Genomic DNA, 26577 nt, shown 5'->3' with positions numbered 1-26577 from the left:
CTGGAAACCGGAACAATCAAAACCGTAGGCCGGATAAGGCGAAGCTGCCATCCGGTATTTTTACGAACACGATGCCGGATGGCGGCGTAAACGCCTTATCCGGCCTACAGATCGGCTTAACGCGCAACCCAACCTAAGGTCCGCTGTGCCAGCGCATCGCGCGCAGGTGGTAATAATTCCATCGCCATTAAACCGATATTGCGCCCAATAACCAGCGGCGCCCAACGATTTGCAAACAGATGGACCAGACCGTTCGTTACGCCAATCGTCGTATCCCGGTCAACCTGACGACGCTGCTGATAGCGCGATAACACGTGCCAGGCACCAATATCCTCGCCCGCGTCCTGTGCCGCGACCAGCGTTTCCGCCAGGCTCATGACATCGCGCAGACCGAGATTAAACCCTTGTCCGGCGATAGGATGCAACGTCTGCGCCGCATTGCCGACCACGACAGTCCGGTGAGTAAACACTTTTGCCGCCGTAGTCAGGGCAAGCGGATACGCGCTGCGCTTCCCCGCCTGAGTAATTCGCCCCAGCCGCCAGCCGAACGCGGCCTGCAACGCATGACAAAACTGCGCGTCGGACCAGCTCAGCACCTCATCGCGCTGGTCGAGCGGGTGACACCAAACCAGCGAACATCGGCCATGCGACATCGGCAACATCGCCAGCGGGCCATTGGGGGTAAAACGTTCAAAGGCGCGTCCCTGATGCGGGATAGCGGTCGCGACATTCGCTATCACCGCTAACTGTTCGTAAGGCTCCTGACGCCAGTCAACGCCGCAGGCTGACGCCAGCGCGGAGTGGGTACCGTTAGCCGCCACCAGAACGCTGCCAGCTATCACATTGCCGTTTTCCAGAGTGACGTTAACCTGCTGCTGGGTACGCGACACGCTGGCTACGCGCTCCGGGCAGTGCAGCGTAACGCCCGGCGCTTTACGCAAGAGCGCAAACAGACGCAGCCCGATATCATGCAGCTCCGCAACGTGACCCAACGCTGCCAGGCTGTAATCCTGCGCGTCGAGAGTCACAAATCCGGCATGACCGCGATCGCTGACGTGTACGGTGTTGATTGCCGTTGCGCAATCGGAAATCGCCTGCCAAACGCCAATTCGCGCCAGTTGCTGGCAAGTGCCCGCCGCCAGCGCAATCGCTCTGGCGTCAAAGCCGGGATGACCGTCGGCTTCAGGCGCTTTCGCTTCAATCAGGTGTACCGGCAACGTCCCATGACTGAACTGAGAGATGGCCAGCGCCAGCGTCGCGCCTGCCATGCCGCCGCCAACGATAATGACGCTCATTGCTGCCGCGCCGCCGCCATTAATGCCTCAATGTCATCCGCCTTCTTCACAACGCCAGCGGTCAGGTTGTCATTACCGGTTTCGGTAATGACAATGTCATCTTCAATTCGAACGCCAATGCCGCGATACGCTTCCGGCACGTCGGCATCCGGCGCGATATAGAGGCCTGGCTCTACGGTCAGCACCATGCCCGGCTCCAGGATGCGGGAGCGATCCGGCCCATAAACGCCGACATCATGAACATCCAGCCCCAGCCAGTGGCTCAAGCCATGCATAAAGAAAGGACGATGCGCATTTTCGGCAATCAGTTGATCAACCTCTCCTTGCAAAATCCCCAGCTTCACCAGCCCGGTTATCATGATGCGCACTACTTCGCCGGTCACCTCCTGAATAGAGGTGCCAGGACGGAACAGTCGCAGGCTGGTCTCCAGCGATTCCAGAACGATGTCATAAATTTCACGCTGGGCTGGCGTGAATTTCCCGTTCACCGGGAAAGTACGCGTGATGTCGCCCGCGTAACCTTTATATTCACAGCCCGCGTCGATAAGCACTAAATCGCCGTCGCGCATTTCACTTTCGTTTTCAGTGTAATGCAGGATACAGCCATTTTCGCCGCTGCCGACAATGGTGTTATAGGAGGGATAGCGCGCGCCGTGGCGATTAAATTCGTGGTGAATTTCCCCCTCCAGCTGATACTCAAACATCCCCGGACGGCATTTTTCCATCGCGCGGATATGCGCCAGCGCGCTAATTTCCCCGGCGCGGCGCAGGACAGCAATCTCTTCCGGCGATTTGAACAGGCGCATCTCATGGACGATCGGTCGCCAGTCAGTCATGGTGGCCGGCGCAGTCAGATTCTGGCGGGAGCCTTTACGCAGCTTCTCCAGCGCAGCCAGAACAATCTCGTCGGCATACGCATATTCGCCCTGCGCGTGGTACACCACATCCAGACCATTAAGCAACTGAAAGAGTTGCTGGTTGATTTCGCTAAACGCCAGCGCCCGGTCAACGCCCAGTTTTTCCGGCGCGGCATCCTGTCCTAAACGGCGACCAAACCAGATTTCCGCCGTCAGGTCGCGAACGCGGTTGAACAAAACGCTGTGGTTGTGGGTGTCATCACTCTTAATCAGTACCAGCACGGCTTCCGGTTCGTTAAAACCGGTGAAATACCAGAAGTCGCTACTCTGGCGATACGGATATTCACTGTCTGCGCTGCGCGTCGCCTCCGGCGCGGCAAAGATCAGCGCGGCGCTGCCGGGCTGCATTTGCGCCAGTAATGCCTGGCGACGGCGTTGGTATTCCTGCTGAGTCATGACATGGCCTCCATTTCGTTTTTTCTTAGTGTAGCGTCGGTTTACGCACTTCCGGCGCGGTCGGCTGTTGGCGCGTGAAAGTGTCATGACATAACAGCGCCGCAACACGGACATATTCGATGATCTCTTCGAGCGACATCTCCAGCTCTTCCTGATCTTCGCTCTCATCATAACCAAGCTGCGCAATATTACGCAGGTCGTCAATCGCTTCACCCGTTTCGCCGGTGACTTTATCAAGTTTAGGCTGCGTTACGCCGAGGCCAAGCAAAAAGTGGTTAACCCACCCGGCTAATGCATCTGCGCGATCGAATACGCTGACATCGTCGCCTTCAGGCAGATAAAGCTGAAAAAGAAAGCCGTCGTCTTCCAGCGCGTCGCTGGTCGCCGCGTGCATTTTGCGCAGCGCCTGAGCAAGCTCATGCCCGAAGGCCAGACCTTCGTTCGTCAGGTCGTGAAGCAGCGGCTGCCATGAGCTGTCGTTGTTGCCGCCGCAAATCATCCCGCTGATTAAACCATGCATTTCAGCCGGGGTCAGACCGGCCCCTTGTTGATTCAAAAACCGGTTCATTTCGTTGTAACCAGGCATTTCGTTCTGTATAGACATAAGCATTCGTCATCAAAGGGAGGATATTCATGATATGCTACCACTTTGGACCCTGGTGAACCAGAAAAGGGCTTGTATCTTCACACCAGGGTAGCTATAGTGTCGCCCCTTCGCGGACCCTGGGTCTGGAGACGAAGGCAGCGCAGTCAATCAGCAGGAAGGTGGCATGTCTGCACAACCCGTCGATATCCAAATATTTGGCCGTTCACTGCGAGTGAATTGCCCGCCTGACCAAAGGGATGCGTTGAATCAGGCTGCGGACGATCTGAATCAGCGGTTGCAAGATCTGAAAGTTCGCACTAGAGTCACAAATACTGAGCAGTTGGTTTTCATTGCCGCATTGAATATCAGCTATGAGTTAACTCAGGAAAAAGCGAAGACCCGCGATTACGCGGCGAGCATGGAACAACGTATTCGGATGCTACAACAGACCATCGAACAGGCGTTGCTTGATCAAGGTCGCATAACCGAAAAAACGGGCCAAAACTTTGAATAACACTTTTCGCTTTACTATGGTAAAGTGATTATGAAAACAGAATTTCTCTGAGATGTTTGCAAGCGGGCCAGTCCCCTGAGCCGATATTTCATACCACAAGAATGTGGCGCTCCGCGGTTGGTGAGCATGCTCGGTTCGTCCGAGAAGCCTTAAAACTGTGACGACACATTCACCTTGAACCAAGGGTTCAAGGGTTACAGCCTGCGGCGGCATCTCGGAGATTCCCCTTCTGACTGGCAACAGCCATGACGCAACTTCCCGAACTCTCTTTATCACGACAAGAAATCCGCCGAATGATTCGGCAACGTCGCCGTGCGCTAACGCCAGAGCAGCAACGCCGCTTTGGTCAACAGGCCGCCGCCCGAATGCTCAGCTTTCCTCCCGTCGTGATGGCGCACACTGTCGCCGTGTTTCTCTCCTTTGATGGCGAACTCGACACCCAGCCGCTGATAGAACAGCTATGGCAAGCGGGCAAGCGCGTCTACCTTCCGGTTCTTCATCCCTTCAGCCCTGGCAACCTCCTGTTCCTGCACTATCATCCGCAGAGTGCGCTGGTGACCAACCGCTTAAAGATCCGGGAGCCACGGCTTGATGTCCGCGACGTATTGCCGCTGGCAAAGCTGGATGTGCTGGTAACGCCGTTAGTCGCGTTTGACGAAGACGGGCAGCGTTTAGGCATGGGCGGCGGATTTTATGACCGTACGTTGCAAAACTGGCAGCAGCATAAGATCCTACCTGTGGGCTACGCGCATGATTGCCAGTTAGTAGAAAAGCTGCCGGTTGAAGAGTGGGATATCCCGCTGCCTGCGGTGGTAACGCCGTCCAAAATTTGGGAGTGGTAGCCGTGTTTTGTCGATTGACAGCGTCGTTTTTTTGACCTAAATTTCTCGGTGAAGGGTGAGGGAGGCGAACCTCCCTCCTGCGTACTCTCTGTTAATATGCTGGCGTAGCGATGATTAACAGGATCAGCAGCATGATGACGTATCTCATCATCGTCCCTTTCCTTTTTAGAGCCCCTGCTTCGCCAGGGGCTTTCCCGTTTCAGCGCTATGCTGAGCCCTTATCGTAAATTCCTTTTATTGCTGTACAACACGCAACGCTGCCTTTAATTACCAATTGCGGCAAGGCTCGAAAACAGAATGTATGCGTTACACGAAGAGATGTTGAGGCAGGGAAAGAAAGGATGGGCAGGTCATCTCCTGCCCATTTAGAGGAAATTAGTACAGCAGACGGGCGCGAATGGTGCCCGGAATCGCCTTCATCGCCAGCAGCGCTTTCTCCGCCACATCGCCATCGGCTTCTATATCAATCACCACATACCCCATTCGGGCGGAGGTTTGCAGATACTGCGCGGCAATGTTAACGCCCTGCTCGGCAAAGATCTGGTTAAGCGCGGTCAATACGCCCGGGCGGTTTTCGTGGATGTGCATCAGGCGACGACCGCCGTGCAGCGGCAGCGACACTTCCGGGAAGTTCACGGCGGACAGCGTCGAGCCGTTATCCGAATACTTAATCAGTTTTCCTGCGACTTCCAGACCGATGTTTTCTTGCGCCTCCTGCGTCGAGCCGCCGATATGCGGCGTCAGGATCACGTTATCGAATTCGCACAGCGGAGAGGTAAACGGATCGCTATTAGTGGCCGGTTCCGTCGGGAAGACGTCGATAGCCGCCCCCGCCAGATGTTTCGTCGCCAGCGCGTCGCACAAAGCCGGGATATCCACCACCGTACCGCGCGCGGCGTTAATCAGCAGCGAACCCGGCTTCATCAGGGCAATCTCTTTTGCGCCCATCATGTTTTTGGTGGAGGCGTTTTCAGGTACGTGCAGACTGACCACATCGCTCATATTCAGCAATTCAGACAGGTGCTGCACCTGAGTTGCATTACCGAGCGGCAGTTTATTTTCAATATCATAGAAATAGACATGCATCCCCAGCGATTCCGCCAGAATGCCCAACTGCGTTCCGATATGGCCGTAACCGATAATGCCAAGCTTTTTACCGCGCGCTTCGAACGATCCCGCCGCCAGTTTATTCCATACGCCGCGGTGCGCTTTGGCGTTCGCTTCCGGCACGCCGCGCAGCAGCAGCAACAGCTCGCCAATCACCAGCTCCGCCACAGAACGGGTATTCGAGAATGGCGCGTTAAAGACCGGAATACCGCGTTTTGCCGCCGCATTTAAATTCACCTGGTTGGTGCCGATGCAAAAACAGCCAATCGCCACCAGCTTTTCTGCGACGTTAATCACTTCTTCTGTCAGATGAGTACGGGATCGCAGACCGATGAAGTGGGCATCGCGGATGGACGCTTTCAACTGTTCAGCGTCCAGCGCGCCCTTGTGATATTCAATGTTGGTGTAACCTGCCGCACGAAGGCTTTCCAGCGCCTTTTGATGCACTCCTTCAACCAGCAGAAATTTAATTTTATCTTTCTCCAGCGATACCTTTGCCATTTCCCCGATCCTGTCTTTTTTTGCCATCTGATGTTGTGTGTGGATTTGCATCCGTCCTTCAACATATCAAAAAAAATTTTCACGGCAATATGAACGTTTACGCCAGCGTCGTGAAGGAATCGCATACAACGGGAAATAGCAGATGAAAATACCGGGAATAACTTTTTCTTTGGAGGGATCGGCAGGGCAAACGATTAAACGTGATACATGTCACCAAATTTGCCCTGACCGAATTTTTTACGCGGCAGGAAATACGCCTGGCGGGATCATTTTACGATGGTTTTCACCCCGTCCGGCGTGCCGATCAGTGCGACATCGGCGCCACGGTTGGCGAACAACCCTACGGTCACGACGCCCGGAATCGCGTTAATGGCGTTTTCCAGCGCGATGGGATCAAGGATTTCCATCCCATAAACATCCAGAATCACGTTGCCGTTATCCGTGACCACGTTCTGACGGTACTCCGGACGCCCGCCCAGCTTCACCAGTTGACGAGCGACCGCGCTGCGCGCCATCGGAATCACTTCGACCGGCAACGGGAATTTGCCAAGAATATCCACCTGTTTAGAGGCATCCGCAATACAGATAAATTTCTCCGCCACGGAAGCAATAATTTTCTCACGGGTTAATGCCGCGCCGCCGCCTTTGATCATCTGCATATGACCGTTGATTTCATCCGCGCCGTCGACATAGATGCCCAGACTATCCACTTCGTTGAGATCAAACACATGAATACCGAGGCCTTTGAGTTTTTCAGTCGAGGCGTCCGAGCTGGAGACCGCGCCTTCAATCTGGCCTTTCATTGTGCCCAGCGCATCAATAAAGTGTGCGGCCGTTGAGCCTGTACCAACGCCCACAATGGTGCCGGGCTGTACATACTGAAGTGCCGCCCATCCTACCGCTTTTTTCAGTTCATCCTGCGTCATAGATCGTTTCGCCTGTGGTGTGAAAATACAGCCGCATTATAGAACATTGTCGGGAAAAATCTCCGTGTCCGTACACAGGCTACGGATTTCATCTGTACCGACGGCAAATTTATGTCATAGTGCGGAAAAAAATAACAGGAGCATGACACAACAATGAAACGTCCGGACTACAGAACACTACAGGCGCTGGATGCCGTTATACGTGAACGAGGATTCGAGCGCGCCGCCCAGAAGCTGTGCATCACACAATCCGCCGTCTCACAGCGCATAAAACAGCTTGAGAATATGTTCGGACAACCTTTGTTGGTGCGTACCGTTCCTCCTCGCCCCACGGAGCAAGGGCAAAAATTACTGGCTCTGCTGCGTCAGGTTGAACTGCTGGAAGAAGAGTGGCTGGGCGATGAACAAACCGGCTCTACGCCGCTGCTGCTGTCGCTGGCGGTTAACGCCGACAGTCTGGCGACCTGGCTGCTTCCGGCGCTGGCACCGGTGCTGGCGGACTCCCCTATCCGTCTCAATTTACAGGTGGAAGATGAAACGCGCACGCAAGAACGTCTGCGTCGCGGCGAGGTGGTGGGCGCGGTGAGTATTCAGCATCAGGCGCTGCCCAGTTGCCTGGTGGACAAACTGGGCGCGCTCGACTATCTGTTTGTCGCGTCAAAGCCTTTTGCCGAGCGCTATTTCCCCAATGGCGTTACCCGGTCGTCGCTGCTGAAAGCGCCCGCCGTCGCGTTCGACCATCTGGATGATATGCATCAGGCCTTTTTGCAACAGAATTTCGATCTACCGCCCGGCAGCGTGCCGTGCCATATCGTTAATTCATCCGAAGCGTTTGTACAGCTTGCGCGTCAGGGCACGACCTGCTGCATGATCCCTCACCTGCAGATTGAGAAAGAGCTGGAAAGCGGCGAGTTGATCAACTTAACGCCTGGTTTGTTACAACGCCGGATGCTTTACTGGCACCGCTTTGCCCCGGAAAGCCGGATGATGCGCAAAGTGACCGACGCGTTGCTGGAGTACGGGCACAAGGTGCTGCGTCAGGATTAGCCTCTCTATGAATGCCGGATGGCGGCGTGAACGTCTTATCCGGCCTGCATGACCCCTTATTCCCTCGTCACTTCTTTGAAGTTCATCACAAAATCATTGCGTTCAGGCGGCAAAAAACGACGCGCCATTGGCTATTTTTTGCTGGCGACAAGGCGATTCAAAACGCTCACCGTATTAGCAAATCTTCATTTCATTGCGTAATACGGAGCAAAAAACGAGAACACCGGGAGAAAACGCGGCCTGGAAGCGCCCAGGCCGGGCGAGATTACTGCGTGCTGGCGGCCGTGGTCGACGTCTGCCCTGTTCCAGGTTCAAGCTGGAATACCACATCGACCTGATCGTCGAACTGAATGGTCGGCTGCTCGTAAGTTTCCTGCGCGGATACCGGCGCAGCATCTGCGGCTTTCATCATTCGCACCACCGGACTCGGCTGATAATTAGAGACATGGTAACGAACGCTGTAAACCGACCCCAATTTGCTGTTAAAACCGGCTGCCAGCGCTTGCGCCTGATGAATCGCGTCATCAATGGCGGCTTTGCGGGCCTTGTCTTTATAGGCGTCCGGTTGCGCCACGCCCAGCGATACCGAACGAATCTCGTTCAGACCCGCCTTCAGCGCGCCGTCCAGCAGAGAATTAAGTTTATCTAACTGACGCAGCGTCACCTCAACGGTTCGCACCGCACGATACCCTTTCAGAATGCTTTTACCGTTTTGGTAATCATAATCCGGCTGCGTGCGCAGATTCGCCGCGCTAATGTCTTTTTTCGCAATCTGATTTTGCTCAAGGAAGGAAAGATATTGCGCCACGCGCTCATCGGCCTGCTTCTTCGCCGTCGCCGCATCCTTCGCCGCGACGTTCACTTCAATCGCTAAGGTGGCGATATCAGGCACAGCATCGACGCTTGCCGTACCGGAAGTCACGATGTGCGGGCCTTCCGGCAATTCGCTTGCCTGCGCCGACATTGCACTTAAACCCACTAATGCCGCCAGGGCCATCACTTTGAACTTCACAGTCTCTCCTCCATATTGCAGTCATTGTCCTGATATACAGGGCGCATGCAGGCAAGCTTAGCGGATATCGGCCTGTTGTCCATCAGACAACGCTTAGTTGAAAAACGCGTGCATATGCGCGACGCCTTCCCGCGCCAGTTGGAAGGCGATAAGCCACATCACCACCCCAACCAGAATGTTGATAATGCGTTGAGCTTTCGCCGTACGCAGTCGAGGCGCAAGCCAGGCCGCCAGTAGCGCTAACCCAAAAAACCATAAGAACGACGCGCTAATCGTGCCGAGAGCAAACCAGCGCTTTGGCTCCATAGCCAGTTGCCCGCCGAGACTGCCCAACACGACAAACGTATCCAGATAAACGTGCGGATTCAGCCACGTTACCGCCAGCATCGTAGCAATAATTTTCCAGCGCCCCTGCTTCATAACCTCGGCGCTGGCCAGCTCCAGATTACTGCTCATTGCCGTTTTCAGCGCGCCAAAACCGTACCATAACAAGAACGCGACCCCGCCCCATGTGACCAGCGCCAGCAGCCACGGCGACTGCATCAGCAACGCGCTACCGCCAAAAATACCGGCGCTAATCAGGACTAAATCACTTAACGCGCAAAGCAGCGCTATCATGAGGTGGTACTGGCGACGAATTCCCTGATTCATCACAAACGCATTTTGCGGGCCAAGCGGAAGGATCATGGCGGCGCCAAGGGCAAACCCTTGAAAATAATAAGATATCACGTTAACTACCCTGAGCTGTTTTTCTTAAAGGCAGACTATAGCGCGGGAATATTATTAGCGGAAATTGATAATTTTAATCACTAATAAGAAAAGCTAATGAAGAGACTGAATAACGGATGGCGGCTACGCTTATCCGCTCAATAACCAGAGAATACTGAAGGCGGATAAGCGCAGCGCCGGCAGGCAGCGCGGGAGAAAAATTACTCCGCGGCGTTATCTTTCACGCGTTTAAAATTGACGTCCATCTGCGGGTACGGGAAGCTAATACCAGCGGCGTCGAATTCACGTTTAATACGTTCCAGCACGTCCCAGTAGACATTTTGCAGGTCGCTGCTTTTACTCCAGACACGCACCACAAAATTAATCGATGAGGCGCCCAGCTCATTCAAACGCACCGTCATTTCGCGATCTTTTAAAATACGATCGTCGGACTCGATAATCGTCGTTAGCAGCTGTTTTACCTGATCGATATCCGAATCGTAGGCCACCCCAATAATGAATTCGTTACGACGAACCGGCTCACGAGAATAGTTGATGATATTTCCCGCGATAATTTTGCCATTCGGAATCACAATAATTTTGCCGTCTACCGCGCGCATTGTCGTGGAAAAGATTTGCACGTTCAGTACCGTACCGGCAACGCCGCCCAAATCGACATACTCACCGGCGCGGAACGGACGGAACATAACCAGCAATACCCCAGCCGCAAGGTTAGAGAGTGATCCCTGTAATGCCAGGCCAACGGCTAAACCGGCGGCGCCCAGTACGGCAATAACCGAGGCGGTTTGAACTCCCACGCGACCCAACGCCGCAATCAGCGTAAAAGCGATAACCCCATAGCGCACCAGCGCAGAAAGAAAGTCGGCCACAGTCGCATCAATATGACGCGCACGCATTAGACGATTTACCGTATTGGAGATCACGCGCGCTACAATCAAGCCGATGATGATAATAGCGATAGCCGCAACAATATTCACAGCATAGCTGAGCAATAACACCTGGTTGCGTACCAGCCAGGTGCCCGCACCATTTATGCTGTCGACAACATTCAAATCTTCCATTCAATATTCCTTGGTCATAGCAAAACAAGCAAATGAGATCATTCTCACGAAAAGAACTTTTTAAAGGTAAACAAAAACAGAGGAATATGCCATTTTTCGGCATCATCTCAAAACCAGAAAAGGCAGGTACATTGTGAGTTGGCCGGATGAAAGCACTAACGCCGCTCTCCGGGAATGACGATAAAAAAATGGCTTCCCGAGGGAAGCCATTTCAATCAGCAGACTATATTACAGAACGTCAATCGCATTCAGTTCTTTAAATGCTTTTTCCAGACGAGCGATCATCGAAGTCTGGCCAGCACGCAGCCATACGCGCGGGTCATAGTATTTCTTGTTCGGCTGATCTTCGCCTTTCGGGTTGCCCAGCTGACCTTGCAGATACGCTTCGTTTTCTTTGTAGTAGTTCAGAACACCTTCCCAGGTTGCCCATTGGGTATCGGTATCGATGTTCATTTTCACTACGCCGTAGCTTACGGAGTCTTTGATTTCCTGAGCAGTAGAACCGGAACCGCCATGGAAAACGAAGTTCAGGCTGTTGTGCGGCAGGTTGTGTTTCTTAGAAACATAGTCCTGAGAATCACGCAGAATGGTCGGGGTCAGAACCACGTTACCCGGCTTGTAAACGCCGTGTACGTTACCGAAGGAAGCGGCAATGGTGAAACGCGGGCTGATTTTGCTCAGCTCAGTGTACGCGTAATCAACGTCTTCCGGCTGGGTGTACAGGGCAGAAGCGTCCATGTGGCTGTTGTCCACGCCGTCTTCTTCACCACCGGTGCAACCCAGTTCGATTTCCAGAGTCATGCCAATTTTGGACATGCGCGCCAGGTATTTGGAGCAGATTTCGATGTTTTCGTGCAGAGACTCTTCAGACAGGTCAATCATGTGAGAAGAGAACAGCGGTTTACCGGTAGCCGCAAAGTGTTTTTCACCCGCGTCCAGCAGACCGTCGATCCACGGCAGCAGTTTCTTCGCGCAGTGGTCAGTGTGCAGGATAACCGGCACGCCATAATGTTCAGCCATCTGGTGAACGTGATGCGCGCCAGAGATAGCGCCCAGGATTGCCGCGCCCTGAGGTACGTCAGTTTTCACGCCTTTACCCGCGATGAAGGAAGCGCCGCCGTTGGAGAACTGAACGATGACCGGCGCTTTAACTTTTGCAGCGGTTTCCAGAACAGCGTTGATGGAATCAGTGCCCACGCAGTTAACTGCCGGCAGAGCAAAATTGTTTTCTTTTGCTACCTGGAACACTTTCTGTACGTCATCACCAGTGATCACGCCTGGTTTTACGAAATCAAAAATTTTAGACATGTTTCGTTGTCCTGTATCGTCGGGCTTTGGGAAAAAACACGGGCCGCCCTGAATGTCAGATCGGCAATAAATCAACGGGCAGGAATCCCTGCCCGTAACGATTACTTCTTAGCGCGCTCTTCGAGCATCGCTACGGCTGGCAGAACTTTACCTTCCACGAATTCGAGGAATGCGCCGCCGCCAGTAGAAATGTAGGAAATTTTGTCAGCAATGCCGAACAGGTCGATTGCCGCCAGGGTGTCACCGCCGCCTGCGATAGAGAACGCTTCGCTGTCTGCGATAGCGTTAGCAACGATTTCAGTACCTTTGCGGAAGTTCGGGAATTCGAACACGCCAACCGGGCCGTTCCACAGAATGGTTTTCGCATTTTTCAGGATGTCAGCCAACTGCTGAGCGGAAGCATCGCCGATATCCAGGATCTGCTCGTCTTCTTTCACGTCGTTAACGGATTTCAGAGTCGCCGGTGCGGTTTCGGAGAACTCGGTGGCAACGCGAACATCGGTCGGAACCGGGATATCGCAGGTAGTCAGCAGACGTTTTGCTTCGTCAACCAGGTCAGCTTCGTACAGGGATTTACCGACGCTGTGGCCCTGAGCGGCAACGAAGGTGTTGGCAATACCGCCGCCGACAATCAGCTGGTCAGCGATTTTAGACAGGGAATCCAGAACGGTCAGTTTGGTAGACACTTTAGAACCACCAACGATAGCCACCATCGGACGAGCCGGTTCTTTCAGCGCTTTACCCAGCGCATCCAGTTCAGCGGCCAGCAGCGGGCCTGCGCACGCGACGTCAGCAAATTTGCCGATACCGTGGGTAGAAGCCTGCGCGCGGTGCGCAGTACCAAAGGCGTCCATCACGAATACGTCACACAGGGCGGCATATTTTTTAGACAGCGCTTCGTCGTCTTTCTTTTCGCCTTTGTTAAAGCGAACGTTTTCCAGAACCACCAGCTCACCTTCGGCCACGTCAACGCCGTCCAGGTAATCTTTGACCAGGCGAACCGGGTTAGACAGTTTGTCTTTCAGGTAGTTAACAACCGGCAGCAGAGAGAATTCTTCGTTGTACTCGCCTTCGGTAGGACGACCCAGGTGGGAAGTTACCATCACTTTCGCGCCCTGTTTCAGAGCCAGTTCGATGGTCGGCAGAGAGGCGCGGATACGCGCGTCGCTGGTCACTTTCCCTTCTTTAACAGGTACGTTCAGATCCGCACGGATAAAAACGCGTTTCCCGGCCAGATCCAGATCGGTCATCTTAATTACAGACATGGTGAATCCTCTCAATGATGCTTAAAGTTTTGTCGACGCTGACGCGTCGAGTCTGAAACCAACTGCGGCCATCGCTAACGTGGTGTCGAGCATCCGGTTAGCAAAGCCCCATTCATTATCGCACCAGACCAGCGTCTTGATCAGGTGGGCACCACTGACCCGGGTTTGCGTGCCATCAACAATGGCGCTGTGCGGGTCGTGGTTAAAATCTATCGAGACCAACGGTGATTCCGTATAGTCAACTATACCATGAAATGCACCTTGTGCTGCTTTTTGCAGCAACTGGTTGACTTCACTGGCTTTTACTGGTTTTTTCACCGTTACGCTTAAATCGATCGCCGTCACATTAATGGTTGGAACGCGCACGGCAATCGCCTCAAAACGATCGTTAAACTGCGGGAATATACGCGTAATGCCTGCCGCCAGTTTTGTATCTACCGGGATAATCGACTGGCTGGCCGCGCGCGTGCGCCGTAGATCGGAGTGATACGCGTCGATCACCTGCTGATCGTTCATCGCGGAGTGGATCGTCGTGACGGTACCAGACTCGATGCCGTAAGCATCATCCAACAATTTAATGACGGGGATTATGCAATTCGTGGTACAGGACGCGTTTGAGACAATACGATGTTCCGCACGCAGTTGGCTCTGGTTCACGCCAAAAACGACGGTGGCGTCAAGATCGTTGCTGCCCGGATGAGAAAAGAGCACTTTCTTCGCGCCAGCGGCAATATGCGCCTCGCCATGCTCCCGGTTGCCATATACGCCCGTACAATCCAACACGACATCCACGCCCAGTTCGCGCCACGGCAGATCCGCTAACGTTCGTTCATGCAGAATACGAATGACGTCGTCGCCGACAAAAAGCTGCTCGCGCTCGTGGCGAACCTCCCATGCAAAACGCCCGTGGCTGGTATCGTATTTCAACAAATGCGCCATGCCTGCGGCATCCGCCAGCTCGTTGATGGCCACCACGGTAATTTCCGCCCGACGTCCGGATTCATACAAAGCACGAACCACGTTACGCCCGATGCGACCAAAGCCATTAATCGCTATGCGTACGGTCATAGGTCTCCTGCAAGGCTATCCCGATTCAGATGAGGCTGACAGAGTAATGCAGCTCATCGTCGAGTAAAACCTCACCTGTCGCAAACTGCGACTGATTGGTTAATTGTCGAACATTTAATTAACTGAAACGCTTCAGCTAGAATAAGCGAAACGGGGAATAAAAGGAATGTTTGTCCAGTCGAAGAAGACAGTTATCTGACCTGCATCACATTTCATGGCCGCTTACGCTGCAATTTATTCCATATTTAAGAATCACCAGTACATCCGTCAGATCTTTTCATCGTCGCGTCACAAATACTGATTTATATCAGAAAGCGCTGTCGCCAGCGTCTATATTATCAGCGCCACGTCCGAGTCTCGGAGTCCTGTAACGATGATTGTATCTCACCACAATGCCTCTACAGCGCGCTTTTACGCGCTTCGTCTGCTTCCCGGCCAGGAAGTGTTTTCCCAATTACACGCCTTTGTGCAACAGAACCAATTACGTGCAGCCTGGATAGCAGGGTGTACCGGCAGTCTGGCCGATGTTGCGCTGCGTTATGCCGGGCAAGAGGCGACCACATCGCTCACCGGCACGTTTGAAGTTATCTCGCTAAACGGCACGCTTGAATTGACCGGCGAGCATCTGCATCTCGCGGTATCGGATCCCTACGGGGCCATGCTCGGCGGCCATATGATGCCAGGGTGTACCGTCCGTACCACGCTGGAGCTGGTTATCGGCGAGCTGCCAGCGCTGACGTTCAGCCGTCAACCGTGCGCCATTTCCGGTTATGACGAACTGCATATTTCTTCCCGTTAATTGACGACTCTTTAAGAGGTACTTTATGGCGCGTCGCCCGTTTTCCAGCCAGTCTCTGGTGCTGATTGTCATCGCTATTGCCATCAATATGATTGGCGGACAGCTTATTAGCATGTTGAAGCTGCCTATTTTTCTCGACTCGATCGGCACCTTAATTAGTGCGGTACTGTTAGGGCCGTTCATCGGCATGTTGACTGGGCTTCTGACCAACTTGCTGTGGGGGCTGCTTACCGATCCTATCGCTGCCGCGTTTGCCCCGGTAGCGATGGTTATCGGTCTGGTCGCCGGGTGGCTGGCGCGCGCAGGCTGGTTTCGTACCCTGCCCAAAGTGATCGTCAGCGGCGTCGTCATTACGTTAGCGGTGACGCTGGTCGCCGTACCGCTTCGTACCGCGCTTTTTGGCGGCGTTACCGGCAGCGGCGCTGATTTGTTCGTCGCCTGGATGCATTCAATGGGCCAAAACCTGGTGGAGTCAGTCGCGATTACCGTCATAGGCGCTAATCTGGTCGATAAAATTCTGACGGCGATCATCGTTTGGGTGCTGCTGCGTCAGCTACCGTTACGTACGACACGGCATTTTCCTGCGATGTCAGCCGTACGCTAAATGCATCCGTTTACCTCGTTAACCTTATGGGCGCTGGCGGCCTGCACCACGCTGCTACTCCCTGCGCAGACCGTGCTCCCGGTTTATAGCGCAGCGGCCTTCCTCTGTCTGCTGGCGCTGAAATCAACGCGGCGGCGGGCGAAGTATGTCGCCTGGCTGATGCTGTCTTTAGGGTTTGGGCTATGGCTGGTACATGGCGGTTGGCTAACGGAATGGATAAGCGGACAGCCTCGCGATCCGCAGCGCTGGGTATATGCCGTTACGCTATGGCTACGTCTGCTGGCGATCGTGTCGACGTCGCAGCTATGGATGCAGTATGTGCCGGTTCAGCGGTTTATTCGCGCCCTGTTCGCTTCACGTCTGCCCCCCGGCATCGCTTACCTGTTCGCTGGCCCGTTGCTGGTCGTCGAACAGCTCAAACGACAACTGACGATCGTTCATGAAGCCCAGCGCGCGCGCGGCGTACCGCTGGATGAAGGCTGGTATCAGCGGCTACGGGCAATGCCTGCGCTGATCGTGCCGCTTACGCAAAATGCGCTTAACGATCTGACAATACGCGGCGCGGCGTTGGATATGCGGGGGTTTCGGCTGCATCGCGCCCGAACCACGCTGTGGGCGCCGAAAGATAGCGTGTTACAACGGGTTGCGCGGTATGGCATGGTACTGCTAATACTGGCGGAAGCGGGAGTATGGATATGGTTACGTTAGAGCAGTTTCGTTATCTTCCGTCCGATGCGACACGCCCGCCGGCATGTTTTGATTTCCACTATTCAACACCCGGAATAGTGGCGATAGTCGGCGATAACGGCAGCGGAAAAAGTACGCTGGCACAACTGATGGCTGGCTGGTATCCGGATTATCTCCCCGGTGATATTGACGGCACAGGCTTACTGCTTGGCGTCCCTATCGGGCGGCTCCCGCTGGTAGAACAGTCGCCCACCATCCAGTTGGTGCAGCAATCGCCTTATTTACAGCTTTCCGGCTGTACCTTTAGCGTAGAGGAAGAGGTGGCGTTTGGCCCGGAGAATCTCGGCCTCCATGAAGCGGAAATTCTACGGCGCATTGACGAGGCGCTGACTCTGACAAACTGCCAGTCGTTACGCCATCGCCATCCCGGCACGCTCTCCGGCGGCGAAACGCAGCGGGTAGTAATTGCCAGCGCGCTTGCCATGCAGCCCAGACTGTTAGTTCTTGATGAAGCCTTCAGTCGGCTGACGTCAGCGGCCACCGGGACACTGCTGGAACGGTTACAACAGTGGGCGCTGGAACGTCATTCTCTCATTGTGCTTTTTGAGCGTAATCATTTTCCTTTTCTGACGCGATGCCAGCGGGTATGGCAATTGCGTGACGGAGCGCTAACCCCATTATGTTGACGTTAAATCAGGTCGCTTATCGCTGGCCGGATGCCGCAGCCGACTGTCTGCACGCTATCTCGCTTGAACTTCAGGACGGCGAATGGCTGGCGTTGACCGGCGATAACGGCGCGGGAAAATCAACGCTGTTACGGATTATGGCCGGCCTGCTTTCCCCCACTTCCGGCTCGGTAACGCTTAATGGAGAGCCGATTGCGCAGCTTAAAAATCGTCAACGCGCCGCCGCTATCGGCGTACTCTTTCAGGAAGCGGAAAACCAGATTTTCCACAGCAATGTCGCGCAAGAGGTCGCTTTTGGGCTGGAACTACAGCGCTTATCGGCGGAGGAAATTTCACGGCGCACGCAGGCCGCGCTGCGGTTATGCCAGCTAACGGACGTCGCCGAGGCACACCCGCTTGATCTGCACGCCGCGCAGCGCCGGATGGTGGCGGTCGCCAGTCTGGAGGCGATGGCACCGCCTGTGTTATTGCTGGATGAACCCAGCCGGGATTTTGACGCCCACTGGCTAACCGTATTTGAACACTGGCTGGCGACATGCCGGGCACGGGGAACCAGCGTCGTGGCGATTAGCCATGACGCTGCGTTTACCCAGCGTCATTTTTCACGGGTGGTACGGCTGGAAAACGGCAGGTTGTCAAAGGGGGAATAAAAAACGGGTCGCCGAAGCGACCCGTTTTATGCCGTATTAAGGATTACAGCAGCGCTTTCGCTTTGGCGATCACGTTGTCCACCGTGAAGCCAAACTCTTCAAACAGCAGCTCTGCCGGGGCGGATTCACCGAAGGTGGTCATCCCGACAATAGCGCCGTTCAGGCCGACGTATTTGAACCAGTAGTCAGCGATACCCGCTTCAATCGCCACACGCGCAGAGACCGCCTTCGGCAGCACGGATTCACGGTAAGCCGCATCCTGCTTGTCGAATGCGTCGGTGGACGGCATAGACACGACGCGCGCCTTCACGCCTTCGGCAGTCAGTTTTTCGTAAGCGGCAACCGCCAGCTCAACCTCAGAACCGGTCGCAATGAAGATAATCTGCGGCTGGCCTGCACAATCTTTCAGTACGTAACCACCGCGGGCGATATTCGCCAGTTGCTCTTCAGTACGTTCCTGCTGCGCCAGGTTCTGACGGGAGAGGATCAGCGCGGTTGGGCCATCCTGACGCTCTACGCCATATTTCCACGCCACCGCGGATTCAACCTGGTCGCACGGACGCCATGTGGACATGTTCGGCGTTACGCGCAGGCTTGCCACCTGCTCGACCGGCTGGTGCGTCGGGCCATCTTCGCCCAGACCGATGGAGTCGTGGGTATAGACCATCACCTGACGCTGTTTCATCAGCGCTGCCATACGCACTGCGTTACGGGCATATTCGACGAACATCAGGAAGGTGGAGGTGTACGGCAGGAAACCGCCGTGCAGGGCGATACCGTTGGCGATAGCGGTCATACCGAATTCGCGCACACCGTAGTGAATGTAGTTACCCGCCGCGTCTTCGTTGATAGCCTTAGAACCGGACCACAGGGTCAGGTTAGACGGTGCCAGGTCTGCAGAGCCGCCGAGGAATTCCGGCAACAGCGGACCGAAGGCTTCGATGGCATTCTGGGAGGCCTTGCGGCTGGCGATTTTGGATGGATTCGCCTGCAGTTTAGCGATGAATTCATTCGCTTTCGCATTGAAGTCAGCCGGCATGTCGCCTTTCATACGACGGGTGAATTCAGCAGCTTCCTGCGGGAAGGCTTTCTCATAAGCCGCGAATTTCTCGTTCCATGCGGATTCTTTCGCCTGGCCGGCTTCTTTCGCATCCCACTGGGCGTAGATTTCAGACGGGATTTCGAACGGCGCGTATTTCCAGCCCAACTGTTCGCGGGTCAGCGCGATTTCCGCGTCGCCCAGCGGCGCGCCGTGGGAATCGTGGGTACCCTGTTTGTTCGGCGAACCGAAACCGATGATGGTTTTGCACATCAGCAGGGACGGTTTGTCAGTCACGGCGCGGGCTTCTTCCGTGGCGCGTTTAATGGCGTCGGCATCGTGACCGTCAATGCCACGGATAACGTGCCAGCCGTAGGCTTCAAAACGTTTCGCGGTGTCATCGGTGAACCAGCCTTCAACGTGACCATCGATAGAGATACCGTTGTCATCATAGAACGCGATCAGTTTGCCCAGTTTCAGAGTACCAGCCAGAGAGCACACTTCGTGAGAAATGCCTTCCATCATGCAGCCGTCGCCCATAAAGACGTAGGTGAAGTGGTCAACGATGTCGTGGCCAGGACGGTTAAACTGCGCCGCCAGAGTTTTCTCGGCAATCGCCATCCCGACGGCGTTGGCAATACCCTGACCCAGCGGGCCAGTAGTGGTTTCAACGCCAGCGGTGTAGCCCACTTCCGGGTGACCAGGGGTTTTTGAATGTAGCTGACGGAAATTCTGCAGTTCGGACATCGGCAGGTCATAGCCGGTGAGGTGCAGCAGGCTGTAAATCAGCATTGAGCCGTGGCCATTGGACAGCACGAAGCGGTCGCGGTCGGCCCAGGACGGGTTGGTCGGGTTGTGGTTCAGGAAATCACGCCACAGGACTTCGGCAATGTCAGCCATACCCATCGGGGCACCCGGGTGACCGGATTTGGCTTTCTGTACTGCGTCCATGCTCAGCGCACGAATAGCATTGGCAAGCTCTTTACGTGAGGACATTTTGACTCCAGATCGGATGTTGAAAGGCCATGCCCGTAACGACTTGACGACAGCGCGTTTTGGGCTACGCCGGAAAATTTGCCAACAATTTACCCCAAGCCGTGCGTCATGTACATGGAACATCCTTTTACCGCTTCAGAAATCTCCGGATCGTGCTCGCATGTTGCGCAATTAGCTAACTTGCCTGCCACGCTTTTCTTTATACTTAACCCAGGCGCTAATTCATCTGCAACGGGCGCATTTCAAAATAATATTGATTCGTATGGAAGAGAAAAATGAAAATTCGCGCTTTACTGCTTGCTTTGGGCATGGCAACGGTGCTGACCGGTTGCCAGAATATGGACTCTAATGGACTGCTTTCTTCGGGCGCTGAAGCTTTTCAGGCTTATACGTTAAGCGATGCGCAGGTAAAAGCGCTGAGCGATCAATCCTGTCAAGAGCTCGACAGCAAAGCGAAAATCGCGCCGGCGAGCAGCGAATACACTAAACGACTGGCAAAAATTGCCGCCGCGCTGGGGGATAACATTAACGGCCAGCCGGTGAACTATAAGGTTTACGAGACGAAAGACGTCAACGCGTTTGCCATGGCGAACGGTTGTATCCGCGTCTACAGTGGACTGATGGATATGATGACCGACAACGAAGTTGAAGCCGTGATCGGCCATGAAATGGGCCATGTCGCGCTGGGTCATGTAAAGAAAGGGATGCAGGTCGCGCTGGGCACTAACGCCGTGCGCGTCGCGGCGGCATCGGCAGGAGGAGTAGTCGGCAGCCTGTCGCAATCGCAGCTTGGCGATCTTGGCGAAAAACTGGTGAACTCGCAGTTCTCCCAGCGTCAGGAGTCCGAAGCGGATGATTATTCTTACGATCTGTTGCGCAAACGCGGTATCAGTCCGGCAGGACTCGCCACCAGCTTTGAGAAACTGGCAAAACTGGAAGCGGGTCGTCAAAGCTCAATGTTCGACGATCACCCGGCGTCCGCCGCACGCGCACAGCATGTGCGCGATCGTATGAGCGCAGACGGGATCAAATAACCCCCGAACAGTGCCGGATGGCGGCGTGAACGCCTTATCCGGCCTACAAGCATCAATCAGCTGTAGGCCGGATAAGCGAAGCGCCATCCGGCAAAACAACTTACTCGCCCTTCTTCGCCGCCTGGATATAGAGCATTTCTAATGCCAGCGTCGCAGCCGCCAGAGCGGTGATCTCCGACTGATCGTAAGCCGGCGCGACTTCCACCACATCCATACCGACAATGTTCAGATCTTTCAGACCACGTACCAGCTTAATGGCGCGATCGGAGGTCAAACCGCCGATCACCGGCGTACCGGTGCCAGGCGCAAACGCCGGGTCCAGACAGTCGATATCAAAGGTCAGATAGACCGGCATATCGCCGACGATCTGTTTCACCTGAGCGAGAATATCATCCACGCCGCGATCGTTGACCTGGCAGGCATCCAGCACGGTAAAGCCATTGTCTTTGTCAAACTCAGTGCGAATACCGATCTGTACCGAATGATGCGGATCGATCAGGCCTTCTTTCGGCGCGGTGTAGAACATCGTGCCGTGATCGAATTCGCAGCCGTTAGCGTAGGTATCGGTATGCGCGTCAAAATGTACCAGCGCCATTTTGCCAAAATGTTTCGCGTGGGCGCGCAGCAGCGGCAGTGTGACGAAGTGGTCGCCGCCGAAAGAGAGCATACGCTTGCCTGCAGACAGCAGTTTTTCAGCGTGCGCCTGTAATTTTTCGCTCATTTCACGGGCATCGCCAAACGCATACACTAAATCGCCGCAGTCCACGACGTTCAGGCGCTCGCGCATGTCAAAATTCCACGGGAAACGGTGATGTTCCCAGGCGAGGTTGGTCGACACCTGACGGATCGCCGCCGGGCCATGACGACCGCCAGCGCGACCGGACGTTGCCATATCAAACGGTACGCCAGTGATCACCCAGTCGGCATCGCTGTCATACGGCTGGAAGTTCATTGGCAGACGTAAAAAACCAAACGCATTAGAAACCAGTGAGTTATCGTACTGATGACCTAAGGTGCTCATGTCCTGACCTCTTTTAGAGTCGTTGCATTAAAACAGATGAAAAAAAATCCCCTCCGCGTCGTTAAACCCGACGAGGAAGGGATTGATTTGTAAATCGCTATTGCGGCGAATTATCGCCGTTAATTCATACGGGTTCAAGTGAGTATAGCATTCTGCCGGGTGGCGGCTTTACCTTATCCAGCCTGCATTCGTAGGCCCGGTAAGCGCAGCGCCACCGGGCATCAACGACTACTCGTCTTCAAGATAAGTATAACCGTACAGTCCCGCTTCAAATTCCTCAAGGAACTGCTGCTGCAACGCATCGTCCAGATCCGTCTGTTTTACCTGGTCACGGAAATGCGTTAACAGCGTTTTCGGATCCAGTTGCACATATTGCAGCATATCCGCAACGGTATCGCCTTCGTCCGACAGCTCAACCTCGACGCTACCATCCGGGAAGACAAACACGTCAACCGCTTCAGTATCGCCAAACAGGTTGTGCATGTTACCGAGGATCTCCTGATAGGCGCCGACCATAAAGAAGCCGAGCATTGGCGGATTCTCTGGATCGTATTCCGGCATCGGCATCGTCGTGGCGATACCGTCGCCATCGATATAGTGGTCGATAGCGCCATCGGAATCACAGGTAATATCCAGCAGCACGGCACGACGTTCCGGTACCTGATCTAACCCTTCCAGCGGCAGCACCGGGAAGAGCTGATCGATTCCCCACGCGTCCGGCATTGACTGGAACAGCGAGAAGTTGACGTACATTTTGTCCGCCATCCGCTCTTGCAGTTCGTCGATAATCGGACGATGCGCACGGTTTTGCGGGTCCAGTTGCTTCTGCACTTCATGGCACATGCTGAGATAAAGTTGCTCCGCCCAGGCGCGCTCCTGCAAACTAAACGCGCCGGAAGAGTAGCCGATATGAATATCGTGCAGATCCATTTGGCTATCATGCAGCCATTCACGCAGCGAGCGGCGGGTGCCTGGCTTATGCATCTCCTGCCAGGTTTCCCACAGATTTTGCAGCGCGCGCGGCGCATCTTCAGCAGGGGCAGTCGGATCCGTGTATTCGTTACGCTCCACGCCGATAATGTTAGAGACCAGTACCGTATGGTGCGCAGTGACGGCGCGGCCAGACTCGGTAATCACCGTCGGATGCGGTAAACCATGCTCTTCGCAGGCATCGCCAATCGCCCAGATGATGTTATTGGCATATTCGTTCAGGCCATAGTTCACGGAACAGTCGGACTGCGAGCGGGTACCTTCATAATCCACGCCCAGACCGCCGCCCACGTCGAAGCACTGGATATTCACGCCCAGCTTATGCAGCTCAACATAGAAACGCGCGGACTCGCGCACGCCGGTCGCGATATCGCGAATGTTCGCCATCTGCGATCCCAGGTGGAAGTGCAACAATTGCAGACTGTCCAGACGCCCGGCGTCACGCAGGGTCTCCACCAGTTGCAGCACCTGGGTCGCCGCCAGGCCGAATTTTGATTTTTCGCCGCCGGAGGATTGCCACTTACCGGACCCCTGAGAGGCCAGACGCGCACGCACGCCCAGACGAGGAACCACGTTCAGGCGTTCGGCTTCTTCCAGCACAATCGCGATTTCAGACATCTTTTCGATGACCAGATAAACCTTATGGCCCATCTTCTCGCCAATCAGCGCCAGCCGAATGTATTCACGGTCTTTATAACCATTACAGACGATCACGCTACGGGTCATGCCGGCATGCGCCAGCACCGCCATCAGTTCCGCTTTCGACCCCGCTTCCAGCCCCAACGGTTCACCGGAATGGATAAGGGACTCGATCACGCGGCGATGCTGATTGACCTTAATCGGGTAAACGAGGAAGTAGTCGCCGTTATAACCGTAAGATTCACGCGCACGCTTAAACGCCGCGTTAATTGAACGCAAACGGTGTTGCAGGATCTGCGGGAAGCAGAACAGCGCCGGCAGACGCTGGCCTTGCGCTTCGCGCGCTTTCACCAGTTTGGCAAGATCGACACGCGCTTCCGGTACGTCGGGATCGGGGCATACGCTAATATGGCCCAGCTCGTTGACGTCGTAGTAGTTATTGCCCCACCAGGCAATATTGTAAGTGCGCAGCATCTTGCTGGCTTCCTGGGAGCTCATTGCAACCTCCTGCATGGAGCGTAGTACACCCTGTTCGCCTGCTGACGAAGGCGAACCCATAGATATGTCGTCAGACATAGCGAACCTCAATTTTTATTAGCAAGTGTAAAACAGTTGACTACTATCGCAATCCGAAGACGCGATAACAACCCATAGACAAGCGGATTTTCCAGCAGATAGCGCTGATGCTCCGCCTGCGCGACCGGTTTCTTTTTCATATCATTGTAAACACGTAACCGAACTCACAGATAACGGTTCGGCGAAACCACGAGAAAACTCTTGCGTTAACAAGAGCGCCCTTGTTCAGTCTTCAGCGCCATTGCCGGCTCTGGAATCCTGAGAAGCGCCGAGATGGGTATAACATCGGCAGGTATGCAAAGCAGAGATGCAGATTGCGGGAGACATGCGCGCACCAGAACGATGCGACAGATTCAGCAGAATACAACGGTTCATTATCTCGTATCACCTCCACGGCCGCCTCGTAAGACGAACCCACAAGCCAAAGCAACGTTTTAACCCGGCTGGAAGTGGCGACACGAAGAAAACGTCGTGTGCTTTTGTATGAGCCGCGCGCCGCGTTTTATACCCAGAACACAGAAAAAAAGCAAAGCATAAATGCGCATAATGTCAGCATCGTCAGAAAGGTTTACCGCCTGATTTTGACCGACAATGCGACGGCCTTCAAAAAAAGCTGGAAATTGAGCGAAGAAGTGACCTAAAATAGCCGTCCAGATGTTAATCCATCCATACTGATTAACACTCAGACTGCCAGTGTCAGTGACCTTCAGACTCATGGTAGAATCTTCTACCTTGACTATTCCGCACAACAGTTTGAGCTAACTAAATTCTCCTTAGGTGAAATTAAATATGGCAAAACACCTTTTTACGTCTGAGTCCGTATCAGAAGGGCATCCTGACAAAATCGCCGACCAAATCTCTGATGCCGTGTTGGACGCTATCCTGCAACAGGATCCGAAAGCACGCGTCGCCTGTGAAACCTACGTTAAAACCGGCATGGTTTTAGTTGGCGGTGAGATCACCACCAGCGCCTGGGTCGATATCGAAGAGATTACCCGTAATACGGTGCGCGAAATTGGCTATGTGCATTCCGACATGGGCTTTGACGCCAACTCTTGCGCGGTACTGAGCGCAATTGGCAAACAGTCTCCGGATATCAACCAGGGCGTTGACCGCGCAGACCCGCTGGAACAAGGCGCGGGCGACCAGGGCCTGATGTTTGGCTACGCGACAAATGAAACCGACGTACTGATGCCTGCGCCAATCACCTACGCGCACCGTCTGGTACAGCGTCAGGCTGAAGTGCGTAAAAATGGCACCCTGCCATGGTTGCGTCCGGATGCAAAAAGCCAGGTCACTTTCCAGTATGACGACGGCAAAATCGTCGGTATCGACGCCGTGGTTCTCTCTACGCAGCACGCAGAAGATATCGACCAAAAATCGCTGCAAGAAGCGGTGATGGAAGAGATCATTAAACCCATTCTGCCGTCTGAATGGTTAAATACGTCCACTAAGTTTTTTATCAACCCAACCGGTCGTTTTGTTATCGGCGGCCCGATGGGCGATTGTGGTCTGACCGGTCGTAAGATCATCGTTGATACCTACGGCGGTATGGCGCGTCACGGCGGCGGTGCCTTCTCCGGTAAAGATCCGTCTAAAGTTGACCGTTCTGCAGCTTACGCTGCGCGTTATGTCGCGAAAAACATCGTGGCGGCAGGTCTGGCGGATCGCTGTGAAATCCAGGTCTCCTACGCTATCGGCGTAGCGGAGCCAACGTCCATCATGGTGGAAACGTTCGGTACTGAAAAAGTGCCTGCTGAACAGTTGATTCTGCTGGTGCGCGAATTCTTCGACCTGCGCCCGTACGGTTTGATTCAGATGCTGGATCTGCTGCACCCGATCTACAAAGAAACCGCGGCTTACGGCCACTTCGGTCGCGAAAACTTCCCATGGGAAAAAACCGACAAAGCGCAACTGCTGCGCGACGCTGCCGGTCTGAAATAATCGCCCGCGCCTGACGCTGTTTTTCAGTCAGGTAAACCATACCGTACTTATAAAGGTCAGCGCCCTGCTGGCCTTTATCATTACTGATACACGCAACGTTATCAGATATTCCAGCGTGTATTTATACTGACCTTTTTGTGATGCGCAGCACAATCCACTCTCCCCTTTCGTTTCTTCGACTACACTTTTTATCATTCAGTTTCAGTCACCATGAAAGCGGTTACATTCATTTTCATTAAGAACTGACCACATCACTATCGGTATGCTAATTCTGCGATGAAAATATTACATAGTTTTTCAACTTTGTCTGAATACTAGGCGATTGATATGGTTATAAG

Annotated in this window: 27 protein-coding genes and 1 other RNA gene; 11 read left to right on the top strand and 17 right to left on the bottom strand. The window is 54.3% G+C overall.

Features of this window, described 5'->3' with window-relative positions; genetic code table 11:
• Nucleotides 1–116: 116 nt before the first annotated feature.
• The 3 genes from ubiH to ACLD11_RS06180 are packed head-to-tail and all read right to left on the bottom strand — an operon-like array spanning nucleotide 117 to nucleotide 3212.
• Nucleotides 117–1295: a 2-octaprenyl-6-methoxyphenyl hydroxylase gene (gene ubiH, locus ACLD11_RS06190; RefSeq protein WP_001635505.1), complete on the bottom strand. Its 1179-nt coding sequence runs from the start codon at nucleotides 1293–1295 to the stop codon at nucleotides 117–119.
• Nucleotides 1292–2608 (bottom strand): Xaa-Pro aminopeptidase, encoded by a 1317-nt coding sequence (gene pepP, locus ACLD11_RS06185; RefSeq protein ID WP_057515039.1) that lies wholly within the window; start codon nucleotides 2606–2608, stop codon nucleotides 1292–1294. The genes ubiH and pepP overlap by 4 nt, the downstream gene beginning before the upstream one ends.
• 25 nt (nucleotides 2609–2633) lie before the next feature.
• Nucleotides 2634–3212 (bottom strand): YecA family protein, encoded by a 579-nt coding sequence (locus ACLD11_RS06180; RefSeq protein WP_000027236.1) that lies wholly within the window; start codon nucleotides 3210–3212, stop codon nucleotides 2634–2636.
• Nucleotides 3213–3378: 166 nt separating this feature from the next.
• Between ACLD11_RS06180 and zapA the strand changes: the two genes are divergently transcribed.
• From zapA to ACLD11_RS06165, 3 genes are all read left to right on the top strand, one after another.
• Nucleotides 3379–3708, top strand: a complete 330-nt coding sequence (zapA, locus tag ACLD11_RS06175; RefSeq protein ID WP_001276011.1) for a cell division protein ZapA — start codon at nucleotides 3379–3381, stop codon at nucleotides 3706–3708.
• A gap of 41 nt (nucleotides 3709–3749) precedes the next feature.
• Nucleotides 3750–3933, top strand: a non-coding RNA gene (gene ssrS, locus ACLD11_RS06170) — 6S RNA.
• A 20-nt stretch (nucleotides 3934–3953) separates the two neighbouring features.
• Nucleotides 3954–4550 carry a 5-formyltetrahydrofolate cyclo-ligase gene (locus ACLD11_RS06165; RefSeq protein ID WP_031603972.1) on the top strand — a complete coding sequence of 199 codons (597 nt, stop codon included), beginning with the start codon at nucleotides 3954–3956 and terminating at the stop codon, nucleotides 4548–4550.
• A 375-nt stretch (nucleotides 4551–4925) separates the two neighbouring features.
• On the opposite strand, the gene serA is transcribed toward ACLD11_RS06165, so the two are convergent.
• Together serA and rpiA are read right to left on the bottom strand one after the other, a co-directional pair.
• Nucleotides 4926–6158, bottom strand: a complete 1233-nt coding sequence (serA, locus tag ACLD11_RS06160; protein WP_411014679.1) for a phosphoglycerate dehydrogenase — start codon at nucleotides 6156–6158, stop codon at nucleotides 4926–4928.
• 266 nt (nucleotides 6159–6424) lie between these two features.
• The gene (rpiA, locus tag ACLD11_RS06155) at nucleotides 6425–7084 is read right to left on the bottom strand and encodes a ribose-5-phosphate isomerase RpiA (protein ID WP_000189741.1); all 660 of its coding nucleotides are present in this window, start codon (nucleotides 7082–7084) and stop codon (nucleotides 6425–6427) included.
• A 153-nt stretch (nucleotides 7085–7237) separates the two neighbouring features.
• Here rpiA and argP point away from each other — a divergent pair, with 153 nt between their 5' ends.
• Entirely contained in the window at nucleotides 7238–8131 is an 894-nt protein-coding gene (gene argP / locus ACLD11_RS06150) for a DNA-binding transcriptional regulator ArgP (RefSeq protein ID WP_000828345.1), read from the top strand.
• Between the two features lie 265 nt (nucleotides 8132–8396).
• On the opposite strand, the gene ACLD11_RS06145 is transcribed toward argP, so the two are convergent.
• From ACLD11_RS06145 to epd, 6 genes are all read right to left on the bottom strand, one after another.
• Nucleotides 8397–9143, bottom strand: coding sequence for an oxidative stress defense protein (locus tag ACLD11_RS06145; protein ID WP_411014678.1), 747 nt, complete (start codon nucleotides 9141–9143; stop codon nucleotides 8397–8399).
• Nucleotides 9144–9236: 93 nt separating this feature from the next.
• On the bottom strand, nucleotides 9237–9872 hold the full coding sequence (gene argO / locus ACLD11_RS06140; protein ID WP_411014677.1) for an arginine exporter ArgO: 636 nt from the start codon (nucleotides 9870–9872) through the stop codon (nucleotides 9237–9239).
• A 200-nt stretch (nucleotides 9873–10072) separates the two neighbouring features.
• Nucleotides 10073–10933, bottom strand: coding sequence for a small-conductance mechanosensitive channel MscS (locus ACLD11_RS06135; protein ID WP_023239829.1), 861 nt, complete (start codon nucleotides 10931–10933; stop codon nucleotides 10073–10075).
• 228 nt (nucleotides 10934–11161) lie between these two features.
• Entirely contained in the window at nucleotides 11162–12241 is a 1080-nt protein-coding gene (fbaA, locus tag ACLD11_RS06130) for a class II fructose-bisphosphate aldolase (protein ID WP_000034386.1), read from the bottom strand.
• Between the two features lie 101 nt (nucleotides 12242–12342).
• Nucleotides 12343–13506 carry a phosphoglycerate kinase gene (gene pgk, locus ACLD11_RS06125; RefSeq protein WP_411012083.1) on the bottom strand — a complete coding sequence of 388 codons (1164 nt, stop codon included), beginning with the start codon at nucleotides 13504–13506 and terminating at the stop codon, nucleotides 12343–12345.
• Nucleotides 13507–13527: 21 nt separating this feature from the next.
• Nucleotides 13528–14574: an erythrose-4-phosphate dehydrogenase gene (gene epd, locus ACLD11_RS06120; RefSeq protein WP_411014676.1), complete on the bottom strand. Its 1047-nt coding sequence runs from the start codon at nucleotides 14572–14574 to the stop codon at nucleotides 13528–13530.
• A gap of 373 nt (nucleotides 14575–14947) precedes the next feature.
• Here epd and ACLD11_RS06115 point away from each other — a divergent pair, with 373 nt between their 5' ends.
• Genes ACLD11_RS06115 through ACLD11_RS06095 form a run of 5 tightly spaced genes read left to right on the top strand, consistent with a single transcriptional unit; the run spans nucleotide 14948 to nucleotide 18000 of the window.
• The gene (locus ACLD11_RS06115) at nucleotides 14948–15373 is read left to right on the top strand and encodes a PPC domain-containing DNA-binding protein (RefSeq protein ID WP_183059929.1); all 426 of its coding nucleotides are present in this window, start codon (nucleotides 14948–14950) and stop codon (nucleotides 15371–15373) included.
• A gap of 25 nt (nucleotides 15374–15398) precedes the next feature.
• Nucleotides 15399–15977: an ECF transporter S component gene (locus ACLD11_RS06110; protein ID WP_000124001.1), complete on the top strand. Its 579-nt coding sequence runs from the start codon at nucleotides 15399–15401 to the stop codon at nucleotides 15975–15977.
• Nucleotides 15978–16685, top strand: a complete 708-nt coding sequence (locus tag ACLD11_RS06105; RefSeq protein ID WP_000553271.1) for an energy-coupling factor transporter transmembrane component T — start codon at nucleotides 15978–15980, stop codon at nucleotides 16683–16685.
• Nucleotides 16673–17350, top strand: coding sequence for an ABC transporter ATP-binding protein (locus ACLD11_RS06100; protein ID WP_001517914.1), 678 nt, complete (start codon nucleotides 16673–16675; stop codon nucleotides 17348–17350). Before ACLD11_RS06105 ends, ACLD11_RS06100 begins: the two co-directional genes overlap by 13 nt.
• Nucleotides 17344–18000, top strand: coding sequence for an ABC transporter ATP-binding protein (locus ACLD11_RS06095; protein WP_411014675.1), 657 nt, complete (start codon nucleotides 17344–17346; stop codon nucleotides 17998–18000). The genes ACLD11_RS06100 and ACLD11_RS06095 overlap by 7 nt, the downstream gene beginning before the upstream one ends.
• A gap of 43 nt (nucleotides 18001–18043) precedes the next feature.
• On the opposite strand, the gene tkt is transcribed toward ACLD11_RS06095, so the two are convergent.
• On the bottom strand, nucleotides 18044–20035 hold the full coding sequence (gene tkt / locus ACLD11_RS06090) for a transketolase (RefSeq protein WP_000098658.1): 1992 nt from the start codon (nucleotides 20033–20035) through the stop codon (nucleotides 18044–18046).
• A gap of 275 nt (nucleotides 20036–20310) precedes the next feature.
• On the opposite strand from tkt, the gene ACLD11_RS06085 reads away from it, so the two are divergent.
• Nucleotides 20311–21069 (top strand): M48 family metallopeptidase, encoded by a 759-nt coding sequence (locus ACLD11_RS06085; protein WP_000701830.1) that lies wholly within the window; start codon nucleotides 20311–20313, stop codon nucleotides 21067–21069.
• Nucleotides 21070–21169: 100 nt separating this feature from the next.
• Here the strand turns inward: ACLD11_RS06085 and speB are convergent, their stop codons facing one another.
• The 5 genes from speB to ACLD11_RS06060 all read right to left on the bottom strand — a co-directional run bounded on the left by speB (nucleotide 21170) and on the right by ACLD11_RS06060 (nucleotide 25011).
• On the bottom strand, nucleotides 21170–22090 hold the full coding sequence (speB, locus tag ACLD11_RS06080) for an agmatinase (protein WP_000105550.1): 921 nt from the start codon (nucleotides 22088–22090) through the stop codon (nucleotides 21170–21172).
• Nucleotides 22091–22318: 228 nt separating this feature from the next.
• A complete protein-coding gene (gene speA, locus ACLD11_RS06075) occupies nucleotides 22319–24295 on the bottom strand; it encodes a biosynthetic arginine decarboxylase (protein ID WP_001278462.1) in 1977 nt (658 codons plus the stop codon).
• Between the two features lie 8 nt (nucleotides 24296–24303).
• Nucleotides 24304–24435, bottom strand: coding sequence for an acid stress response protein YqgB (yqgB, locus tag ACLD11_RS06070; protein ID WP_000729109.1), 132 nt, complete (start codon nucleotides 24433–24435; stop codon nucleotides 24304–24306).
• Nucleotides 24436–24520: 85 nt separating this feature from the next.
• Complete coding sequence (locus tag ACLD11_RS06065; RefSeq protein WP_001751809.1) at nucleotides 24521–24670, bottom strand: hypothetical protein; 150 nt, start codon at nucleotides 24668–24670, stop codon at nucleotides 24521–24523.
• 59 nt (nucleotides 24671–24729) lie between these two features.
• Nucleotides 24730–25011: a hypothetical protein gene (locus ACLD11_RS06060; RefSeq protein ID WP_183059933.1), complete on the bottom strand. Its 282-nt coding sequence runs from the start codon at nucleotides 25009–25011 to the stop codon at nucleotides 24730–24732.
• A 73-nt stretch (nucleotides 25012–25084) separates the two neighbouring features.
• On the opposite strand from ACLD11_RS06060, the gene metK reads away from it, so the two are divergent.
• Nucleotides 25085–26239 carry a methionine adenosyltransferase gene (gene metK / locus ACLD11_RS06055; RefSeq protein ID WP_001062140.1) on the top strand — a complete coding sequence of 385 codons (1155 nt, stop codon included), beginning with the start codon at nucleotides 25085–25087 and terminating at the stop codon, nucleotides 26237–26239.
• The last annotated feature ends 338 nt before the right edge of the window (nucleotides 26240–26577 follow it).

The organism is Salmonella sp. 741265116_PST (assembly GCF_046567715.1).
Classification (GTDB): domain Bacteria; phylum Pseudomonadota; class Gammaproteobacteria; order Enterobacterales; family Enterobacteriaceae; genus Salmonella; species Salmonella enterica.
The sequence above is the reverse complement of the archived record's forward strand: the minus strand, read 5'-3'. Positions and strand labels throughout refer to the sequence as shown.

Excerpts from the sequence above, each read along its gene's own strand:
- yqgB (WP_000729109.1), bottom strand. The coding sequence starts at position 24,435 with ATGAAAAAGAAACCGGTCGCGCAGGCGGAGCATCAGCGCTATCTGCTG.
- ACLD11_RS06115 (WP_183059929.1), top strand. The coding sequence starts at position 14,948 with ATGATTGTATCTCACCACAATGCCTCTACAGCGCGCTTTTACGCGCTT.
- ACLD11_RS06060 (WP_183059933.1), bottom strand. The coding sequence starts at position 25,011 with ATGAGTCTGAAGGTCACTGACACTGGCAGTCTGAGTGTTAATCAGTAT.
- pgk (WP_411012083.1), bottom strand. The coding sequence starts at position 13,506 with ATGTCTGTAATTAAGATGACCGATCTGGATCTGGCCGGGAAACGCGTT.
- zapA (WP_001276011.1), top strand. The coding sequence starts at position 3,379 with ATGTCTGCACAACCCGTCGATATCCAAATATTTGGCCGTTCACTGCGA.
- metK (WP_001062140.1), top strand. The coding sequence starts at position 25,085 with ATGGCAAAACACCTTTTTACGTCTGAGTCCGTATCAGAAGGGCATCCT.
- ACLD11_RS06165 (WP_031603972.1), top strand. The coding sequence starts at position 3,954 with ATGACGCAACTTCCCGAACTCTCTTTATCACGACAAGAAATCCGCCGA.
- speB (WP_000105550.1), bottom strand. The coding sequence starts at position 22,090 with ATGAGCACCTTAGGTCATCAGTACGATAACTCACTGGTTTCTAATGCG.
- serA (WP_411014679.1), bottom strand. The coding sequence starts at position 6,158 with ATGGCAAAGGTATCGCTGGAGAAAGATAAAATTAAATTTCTGCTGGTT.
- ACLD11_RS06135 (WP_023239829.1), bottom strand. The coding sequence starts at position 10,933 with ATGGAAGATTTGAATGTTGTCGACAGCATAAATGGTGCGGGCACCTGG.
- rpiA (WP_000189741.1), bottom strand. The coding sequence starts at position 7,084 with ATGACGCAGGATGAACTGAAAAAAGCGGTAGGATGGGCGGCACTTCAG.
- ACLD11_RS06085 (WP_000701830.1), top strand. The coding sequence starts at position 20,311 with ATGAAAATTCGCGCTTTACTGCTTGCTTTGGGCATGGCAACGGTGCTG.
- ACLD11_RS06105 (WP_000553271.1), top strand. The coding sequence starts at position 15,978 with ATGCATCCGTTTACCTCGTTAACCTTATGGGCGCTGGCGGCCTGCACC.
- ACLD11_RS06180 (WP_000027236.1), bottom strand. The coding sequence starts at position 3,212 with ATGTCTATACAGAACGAAATGCCTGGTTACAACGAAATGAACCGGTTT.
- ACLD11_RS06065 (WP_001751809.1), bottom strand. The coding sequence starts at position 24,670 with ATGAACCGTTGTATTCTGCTGAATCTGTCGCATCGTTCTGGTGCGCGC.
- fbaA (WP_000034386.1), bottom strand. The coding sequence starts at position 12,241 with ATGTCTAAAATTTTTGATTTCGTAAAACCAGGCGTGATCACTGGTGAT.
- pepP (WP_057515039.1), bottom strand. The coding sequence starts at position 2,608 with ATGACTCAGCAGGAATACCAACGCCGTCGCCAGGCATTACTGGCGCAA.
- ACLD11_RS06110 (WP_000124001.1), top strand. The coding sequence starts at position 15,399 with ATGGCGCGTCGCCCGTTTTCCAGCCAGTCTCTGGTGCTGATTGTCATC.
- ubiH (WP_001635505.1), bottom strand. The coding sequence starts at position 1,295 with ATGAGCGTCATTATCGTTGGCGGCGGCATGGCAGGCGCGACGCTGGCG.
- epd (WP_411014676.1), bottom strand. The coding sequence starts at position 14,574 with ATGACCGTACGCATAGCGATTAATGGCTTTGGTCGCATCGGGCGTAAC.
- tkt (WP_000098658.1), bottom strand. The coding sequence starts at position 20,035 with ATGTCCTCACGTAAAGAGCTTGCCAATGCTATTCGTGCGCTGAGCATG.
- speA (WP_001278462.1), bottom strand. The coding sequence starts at position 24,295 with ATGTCTGACGACATATCTATGGGTTCGCCTTCGTCAGCAGGCGAACAG.
- argP (WP_000828345.1), top strand. The coding sequence starts at position 7,238 with ATGAAACGTCCGGACTACAGAACACTACAGGCGCTGGATGCCGTTATA.
- ACLD11_RS06100 (WP_001517914.1), top strand. The coding sequence starts at position 16,673 with ATGGTTACGTTAGAGCAGTTTCGTTATCTTCCGTCCGATGCGACACGC.
- ACLD11_RS06095 (WP_411014675.1), top strand. The coding sequence starts at position 17,344 with ATGTTGACGTTAAATCAGGTCGCTTATCGCTGGCCGGATGCCGCAGCC.